Origin of the sequence: Microbacterium testaceum (assembly GCF_001476655.1) — a bacterium.
Lineage (GTDB): Bacteria > Actinomycetota > Actinomycetes > Actinomycetales > Microbacteriaceae > Microbacterium > Microbacterium testaceum_C.
In genome coordinates, this window is sequence record NZ_LDRT01000043.1 from 24,147 (window position 1) to 30,937 (window position 6,791).

A 6,791-nucleotide genomic window follows, 5' to 3' on the forward strand; every position below is an offset into this window, starting at 1 on the left:
GTGACGGCCCCCCAGACCACAGGCCTAGCCGGCCCCCGCGTGCGCGCGGGCCACACGAGGAGAACACACCGCATGGTCAACAGCACCGTCGAGAAGCTCAGCCCGACTCGGGTCAAGCTCCACATCACGGTCTCGCCCGACGAGCTCAAGCCGAGCATCGCGCACGCCTACGAGCACATCGCGCGTGACGTGCAGATCCCGGGCTTCCGCAAGGGCAAGGTCCCCGCTCCGATCATCGATCAGCGCATGGGCCGCGGCGCCGTCATCGAGCACGCCGTGAACGAGGGTCTCGACGGGTTCTACCGCGAAGCCGTCGAGGCGCAGGAGCTGCGCGTCATCGGCCGTCCGAACGCCGAGATCGTCGAGCTGCCCGACCTGAAGGACTTCTCGGGCGACCTCGTCGTCGACGTCGAGGTCGACGTCCGCCCCGAGTTCGATCTCCCCGCCTACGACAGCATCACCGTCACCGTCGACGCCGTCGAGGCCGACGAGGCCGGGATCGACGCCGAGCTCGACCGCCTGCGCGCGCGCTTCGGCACGCTCGTCACGGTCGACCGCCCCGCCGCGAAGGGCGACTTCGTCGAGCTCGATCTCGTCGCCACGATCGACGGCAACGAGATCGACCGCGCCGAGGGCGTGTCGTACGAAGTCGGCTCCGGCGAGCTGCTCGAGGGCATCGACGAGGCCATCGACTCTCTCACCGCCGACGAAGAGACCACGTTCCGCTCCAAGCTGGTAGGCGGCGACCACGCCGGCGAAGAGGCCGAGGTCTCGGTCAAGATCACCGCGGTCAAGGAGCGCGAGCTCCCCGAGGCCGACGACGACTTCGCGCAGATGGCATCCGAGTTCGACACCATCGGCGAGCTCCGCGAGTCGCTCAGCGAGCGGGTCTCGCAGCAGGCCGTGTTCACGCAGGGTTCCGCCGCGCGCGACAAGTTCATCGACGCCCTCCTCGAGGCCGTCGAGATCCCCGTGCCGCCGCAGCTCATCGAAGACGAGGTGCACCAGCACCTCGAGGGCGAGAACCGCCTCGAGGACGACGTGCACCGCGCCGAGGTCACCGAGGCGAGCGAGAAGCAGTTCCGCACGCAGATGGTGCTCGACAAGATCGCCGAGGATGCCAACGTCCAGGTGTCGCAGGACGAGCTCACGCAGTACCTCATCCAGTCGGCCGCGCAGTACAACATGGCGCCGCAGGACTTCGTGAACGCGCTGCAGCAGGGCAACCAGCTCCCCGCGCTCGTCGGTGAGGTCGCCCGCAACAAGGCTCTCGCCATCGCGCTCGGCAAGGTCACCGTCGTCGACAGCAACGGCAAGCCCGTCGACCTGACCGGCTTCGTGGCCGTCGAGGGCGAAGAGGCTTCCGCTGAGGACGAGGTCGTCGAAGAGGCGCAGGAGATCGCGGATGCCGCGGCCGACGCCGACGCCGTGATCGACGCCGAGGAGGCTCCCGCCGCGAAGGCCCCCGCCAAGAAGCGCGCCCCCGCCAAGAAGAAGGCCGCCGAGGCTCCGGCCGCTGACGAGGCTCCCGCCGAGGAGGCGCCCGAGAAGGCTCCGGCCAAGAAGCGGGCCCCCGCGAAGAAGAAGGCCGCGGACAGCGAGTAAGTCGTGACGAGGGGGCGGATGCCGAGGCATCCGCCCCCTTTCGCGTTCCCGGGCACTACGCCCCGAAGGCCATCGTCGAGTGTCCATGACACGCCGTAATGCGCAGGAAGGTAGCGGCGTGTCTTGGACACTCGACGGGCGACGCGCGACAGAGCGAAGGATGGAGACTCCCTTGGACGATTGGCAGGAGAGAGTCGACGCGGTGTGGGCGGACGAGGCCCTCGCGCCCGATGACGTGATCGAGCGCATCGACGCGCTCGCGAGCGAACGGCCGGTGGATGACGCGGTCGCCCTGTTCGAGCGAGCGGGTGCCCGCGACTCGGCCGGCATCGAGGACGAGGCGGAGGTGCTGTACCGCCGCGCCCTCGCGCTCGGGCTCGACGACGAGCGACGCACGCAGGCGACGATCCAGCTCGCCAGCACGATCCGGAATCTCGGCAAGACCGAGGAGTCGCTCGCGATGCTGCGCACGGAGTACGAGCGCGAGCCCCGCGGATCCCTGCACGACGCGGCCGCCGCGTTCTACGCGCTCGCGTTGGTGTCCAGCGGAGAGCCGGAGCGGGCGGCATCCATCGCCCTGCAGGCTCTCGCTCCGCACCTGCCGCGCTATACCCGGTCCGTGACCGGATACGCGCGAGAAATCGCCGACGACCGCGGCTGATCCGCCCGCGGCGAACACGGCATCCCGGCCCGGAGCGCGCCGGTAGATTCGTTGCAGATCACCGGAAGAGGAGCACTAAATGCCCGAACCCCTTATGGCAACGAGCGTCTTCGACAGGCTGCTGAAGGACCGCATCATCTGGCTCGGTTCGGAGGTGCGCGACGAGAACGCCAACGAGATCTGCGCGAAGATCCTCCTGCTCGCCGCAGAAGACCCGCAGAAGGACATCTACCTCTACATCAACTCGCCCGGCGGCTCGATCACGGCCGGCATGGCGATCTACGACACGATGCAGTTCGTGCCGAACGACATCGTCACGGTCGGCATCGGCATGGCGGCGTCGATGGGCCAGCTGCTGCTGACCAGCGGCACCAAGGGCAAGCGCTACATCACGCCCAACGCCCGCGTCCTGCTGCACCAGCCCCACGGCGGGTTCGGCGGCACGTCGAGCGACATCCAGACGCAGGCGCAGCTCATCCTCGACATGAAGCGCCGCCTCGCCGAGATCACCGCGTCGCAGACCGGTAAGAGCGTCGAGCAGATCAACGCCGACGGTGACCGCGACCGTTGGTTCACCGCTCAGGAAGCCCTCGAGTACGGCTTCGTCGACCACATGCGCGAGCACGCCACCGACGTCACCGGCGGCGGCGGAACCGCGGCCTGAGTCGAGAGGAAAAGGACACCGATATGAACATCCCCACCTTCGGCGGCGCCGCTGCGCACATGCCCTCGAGCCGCTACGTCCTTCCTCAGTTCGAGGAGCGCACGGCCTACGGCTACAAGCGCCAGGACCCGTACAACAAGCTGTTCGAGGACCGCGTCATCTTCCTGGGCGTCCAGGTCGACGACGCCTCGGCCGACGACGTCATGGCCCAGCTGCTCGTGCTCGAGTCGCAGGACCCCGACCGCGACATCATCATGTACATCAACTCGCCCGGTGGCTCCTTCACGGCCATGACGGCGATCTACGACACGATGCAGTACGTCTCGCCGCAGATCCAGACCGTCGTGCTCGGACAGGCCGCGTCCGCGGCATCCGTCCTGCTCGCCGCCGGCGCGCCGGGCAAGCGCCTGGCCCTGCCGAACGCCCGCATCCTGATCCACCAGCCCGCGATGGGCGAGGCCGGTCACGGGCAGGCGTCGGACATCGAGATCCAGGCGGCCGAGATCCTCCGTATGCGTACCTGGCTCGAAGAGACCATGGCGCGTCACACCGGCCAGGAGGCCGCGAAGGTCAACAAGGACATCGACCGCGACAAGATCCTCTCCGCTCAGGAGGCGATGGAGTACGGCATCGTCGACCAGGTCCTGACCACGCGCAAGCGTCAGCCGGCGGCACTCACCGCCTGACGCGTTCCGCGTCGCTTCGACGCCCCGCAGACCCGTTTCGGTCTGCGGGGCGTCGTGTCGTCTGGGGGAGGGTGTGTCTCGGCGGCGCGGTCTCGGCACTCGGTCTCCCCGCGCGGGGTCTTGGCGCGTGGGGTGTCAGCGCCGGTGGCGCGCCTGCCCGGGGGAGCGGTCGTGTGCGCCCTCGTCGCGCCGGGAGAACGGATGCCGGGCTTCGCCCTGGGCGATCAGAACGGCACCGCGCGCGCAAATGCCCTCGGTTCGCTCGGGCACGGGTTAGGCTCGTGGCACACAGGCGTGAGGGCGCCAGGTGACGAGGAGGAACAGGCATGGCACGCATCGGGGAAAGCGCCGATCTGTTCAAATGCTCCTTCTGCGGGAAGAGCCAGAAGCAGGTTCAGCAGTTGATCGCCGGCCCCGGCGTCTACATCTGCGACGAGTGCGTCGAGCTCTGCAACGAGATCATCGAAGAGCGCATGGCCGAGTCGTCGGCCGGCGAGGTGGCAGAATTCGACCTCCCCAAACCGCGCGAGATCTACTCTTTCCTCGAGGAGTACGTGGTCGGCCAGGAGCCCGCCAAGCGCGCCCTCGCGGTCGCCGTCTACAACCACTACAAGCGCGTCCGCGCCCACGGCACCCTGCAGCCCGCCGAGGCGCGTGCCGAAGAGATCGACATCGCGAAGAGCAACATCCTGCTGCTCGGGCCCACGGGTTGCGGCAAGACCTACCTCGCCCAGACGCTCGCGAAGCGACTGAACGTCCCGTTCGCGGTGGCGGATGCCACGGCCCTCACCGAGGCCGGCTACGTCGGTGAAGACGTCGAGAACATCCTCCTCAAGCTCCTGCAGGCGGCCGACTTCGACGTCAAGCGCGCCGAGACGGGCATCATCTACATCGACGAGGTCGACAAGATCGCCCGCAAGGCCGAGAACCCCTCGATCACCCGCGACGTGTCGGGCGAGGGTGTGCAGCAGGCCCTGCTGAAGATCCTCGAGGGAACGGTCGCCTCGGTTCCGCCGCAGGGAGGCCGCAAGCACCCTCACCAGGAATTCATCCAGATCGACACGACGAACGTGCTGTTCATCGTCGCCGGGGCCTTCGCCGGCCTCGAAGAGATCATCTCGGCGCGGGTCGGCAAGCACGGTGTGGGCTTCGGCGCTCCGCTGCAGCGCAAGGAAGACGCGCCCGACCTGTTCAGCGAGGCCCTGCCGGAAGACCTGCACAAGTTCGGCTTGATCCCCGAGTTCATCGGTCGCCTGCCCGTTGTGGCATCCGTCTCGCCCCTCGATCAGGACGCGCTGATGGAAATCCTCACGGCGCCGCGCAATGCGCTCGTCAAGCAGTACCAGCGCATGTTCGAGCTCGACGGCGTCCAGCTCGAGTTCGACGAGGACGCCCTGCGCGCGATCGCCGACCTCGCCGTCGCCCGCAAGACCGGTGCGCGTGGTCTGCGCGCGATCCTCGAGGACGTGCTCGGTCCGATCATGTTCGACGTGCCGTCGGCTGATGACATCGCGAAGGTCGTCATCACGCGCGCGGCGGTCGAAGACGGCGCCCAGCCGACGATCGTGCTGGCGCAGAAGCGTCGCAGCGCCTGACACCCGTGGGCGGGTGGCGGGGGCGCGGCGAGAAGCTGCGTGTCCGACCGTTCTCTGTCGGCCGTATCGCGCGTGGCGCTCGTCTGATCGTCCGCGACACACCGGCGGCGGCCTTGGCGCTCGCGCTCGAGTCCTTCGCACAGGAGCGTTTCGATCTCGGTGACGATCGCATCGCTCGTGCGCTCGTGGAGCGGGGCTCGGAGTGGATCGCGCAGGACGTGCGCGTCGGACACCCGAATCCGTCGTGGAACACCGGATTCATGGATGCCATGCTGTCGGACACTCTGTTGACGCTGGTCCCCGGCCTCTGGCGTCGCGTCACCCCGACCGTGGTCGTCGCGAGCGCACGTCCTCATCCGCAGGGCGCCGAGCTCGTCGTCTTCTCGCACGTGACCGTTCGCGGGTGGACGTCGTCGAACGATGTCGCACCGCTGCTGGAGGCGGCTCTCGATCGCGTCGAGGCGTCCGGCGGGGTCGTCTCGCGGGACTGGATGCACGGCATCCCCAACGACGGCTCTCCGGCTTCGCAGGCTTTCGTGCGCGAGGTGCTCGACTGGCGGTAGGTGGGGTCCCGCGTTGGAGGAGGTGAGGGGACGTCGGCCGGGAGAGTGCGCTGGGGGTGGGGAGATGTGCGCCATGCGGTATGACGCCCGCACGATGGAGCTACCAGCGACCGGACACGAGCGGGGGAAGGCGGAGCGCGCGAACGCGGAGCGAGGCGCGGCGTCGCGAGGTTGCGTCGCGCTCGGCGGGGGAGGGGCGAGCCGGAATCGAGGACCGTCTTCTTCTGCACATTCGTGGGGTGTGTGGATTCGTCCACATCGGGGCTCTCTGAGGTCTGTCGATGTCGGCCCCCCTCGCTAGCATGCACACATGTTCATGGAAGCCTCGTCGACACCCCCGGGCCCCGGGCCGCGGGCCCTATCCGCGGTGCTCGCAGAGGTCCTCCGCACCGGCGCCGCGGTCGCCGCCGCAGAAGCGGCGCGCACGCGTGCTCTCGCCGAAGCAGGGCACCTCGCCCTCGATGTCCTGGCGGAGCGGCCCTCGTCCTCCCGGGTCGCGGAGATGGCGTTGCGGGAGGTCGCGTCCGAGATCGCCGCGGCCGAGCACTGCTCCGACCGCACGGTGCAGACCCAGATCACCCGCGCCATGACCCTCGTCGACGACTACCCGGGAACCCTGACCGCGTGGGAGGAAGGGGCGATCACGCGCGCCCACGTGCACACGATCCTCGAGGTCGGGACACCCCTCCCGTCCGAGGTCCGCGCCGAGTTCGACACCCTCGCCGTCACCACCGCCACCGCGGGGCTCAGCCCCGGCCGGCTGCGCACCCGCCTGGCCGCGCTCGCCGAGACCCTGCAGCCGACGACGATCACCGAACGTCACCAACGCGGCCGCGACACTCGGTGTGTCCGGGTTGTGACCGGGCACGACGGGATGTCCGACCTCATCGCGACGCTGCCGACGGTCCTCGCCGTCGGCATCTACGACCGCCTCACCCAGCAAGCCCGCACGATCATCGACACCCGCGGCGACACCCCGGCCACCGCCACGACCACCGCCACGACCACGGCCACCGC

Annotated in this window: 7 protein-coding genes; all 7 read left to right on the top strand. The window is 68.9% G+C overall.

Annotation, left to right across the window (positions count from 1 at the left end; all coding sequences use genetic code 11):
• Nucleotides 1-72: 72 nt before the first annotated feature.
• Nucleotides 73-1,605 carry a trigger factor gene (tig, locus tag NS220_RS07305; protein ID WP_058623421.1) on the top strand — a complete coding sequence of 511 codons (1,533 nt, stop codon included), beginning with the start codon at nucleotides 73-75 and terminating at the stop codon, nucleotides 1,603-1,605.
• Nucleotides 1,606-1,765: 160 nt separating this feature from the next.
• On the top strand, nucleotides 1,766-2,266 hold the full coding sequence (locus NS220_RS07310; RefSeq protein WP_346335417.1) for a tetratricopeptide repeat protein: 501 nt from the start codon (nucleotides 1,766-1,768) through the stop codon (nucleotides 2,264-2,266).
• Between the two features lie 79 nt (nucleotides 2,267-2,345).
• On the top strand, nucleotides 2,346-2,930 hold the full coding sequence (locus tag NS220_RS07315) for an ATP-dependent Clp protease proteolytic subunit (RefSeq protein ID WP_013586418.1): 585 nt from the start codon (nucleotides 2,346-2,348) through the stop codon (nucleotides 2,928-2,930).
• A 23-nt stretch (nucleotides 2,931-2,953) separates the two neighbouring features.
• Complete coding sequence (locus tag NS220_RS07320; RefSeq protein ID WP_058623422.1) at nucleotides 2,954-3,616, top strand: ATP-dependent Clp protease proteolytic subunit; 663 nt, start codon at nucleotides 2,954-2,956, stop codon at nucleotides 3,614-3,616.
• A 326-nt stretch (nucleotides 3,617-3,942) separates the two neighbouring features.
• A complete protein-coding gene (clpX, locus tag NS220_RS07325; RefSeq protein ID WP_058623423.1) occupies nucleotides 3,943-5,211 on the top strand; it encodes an ATP-dependent Clp protease ATP-binding subunit ClpX in 1,269 nt (422 codons plus the stop codon).
• 5 nt (nucleotides 5,212-5,216) lie between these two features.
• Complete coding sequence (locus NS220_RS07330) at nucleotides 5,217-5,774, top strand: hypothetical protein (protein WP_058623424.1); 558 nt, start codon at nucleotides 5,217-5,219, stop codon at nucleotides 5,772-5,774.
• Nucleotides 5,775-6,084: 310 nt separating this feature from the next.
• On the top strand, nucleotides 6,085-6,791 hold a 707-nt coding region (locus tag NS220_RS07335), incomplete at its 3' end, for a DUF222 domain-containing protein (RefSeq protein WP_153004199.1).

Excerpts from the sequence above, each read along its gene's own strand:
- clpX (WP_058623423.1), top strand. The coding sequence starts at position 3,943 with ATGGCACGCATCGGGGAAAGCGCCGATCTGTTCAAATGCTCCTTCTGC.
- tig (WP_058623421.1), top strand. The coding sequence starts at position 73 with ATGGTCAACAGCACCGTCGAGAAGCTCAGCCCGACTCGGGTCAAGCTC.
- NS220_RS07310 (WP_346335417.1), top strand. The coding sequence starts at position 1,766 with ATGGAGACTCCCTTGGACGATTGGCAGGAGAGAGTCGACGCGGTGTGG.
- NS220_RS07320 (WP_058623422.1), top strand. The coding sequence starts at position 2,954 with ATGAACATCCCCACCTTCGGCGGCGCCGCTGCGCACATGCCCTCGAGC.
- NS220_RS07315 (WP_013586418.1), top strand. The coding sequence starts at position 2,346 with ATGCCCGAACCCCTTATGGCAACGAGCGTCTTCGACAGGCTGCTGAAG.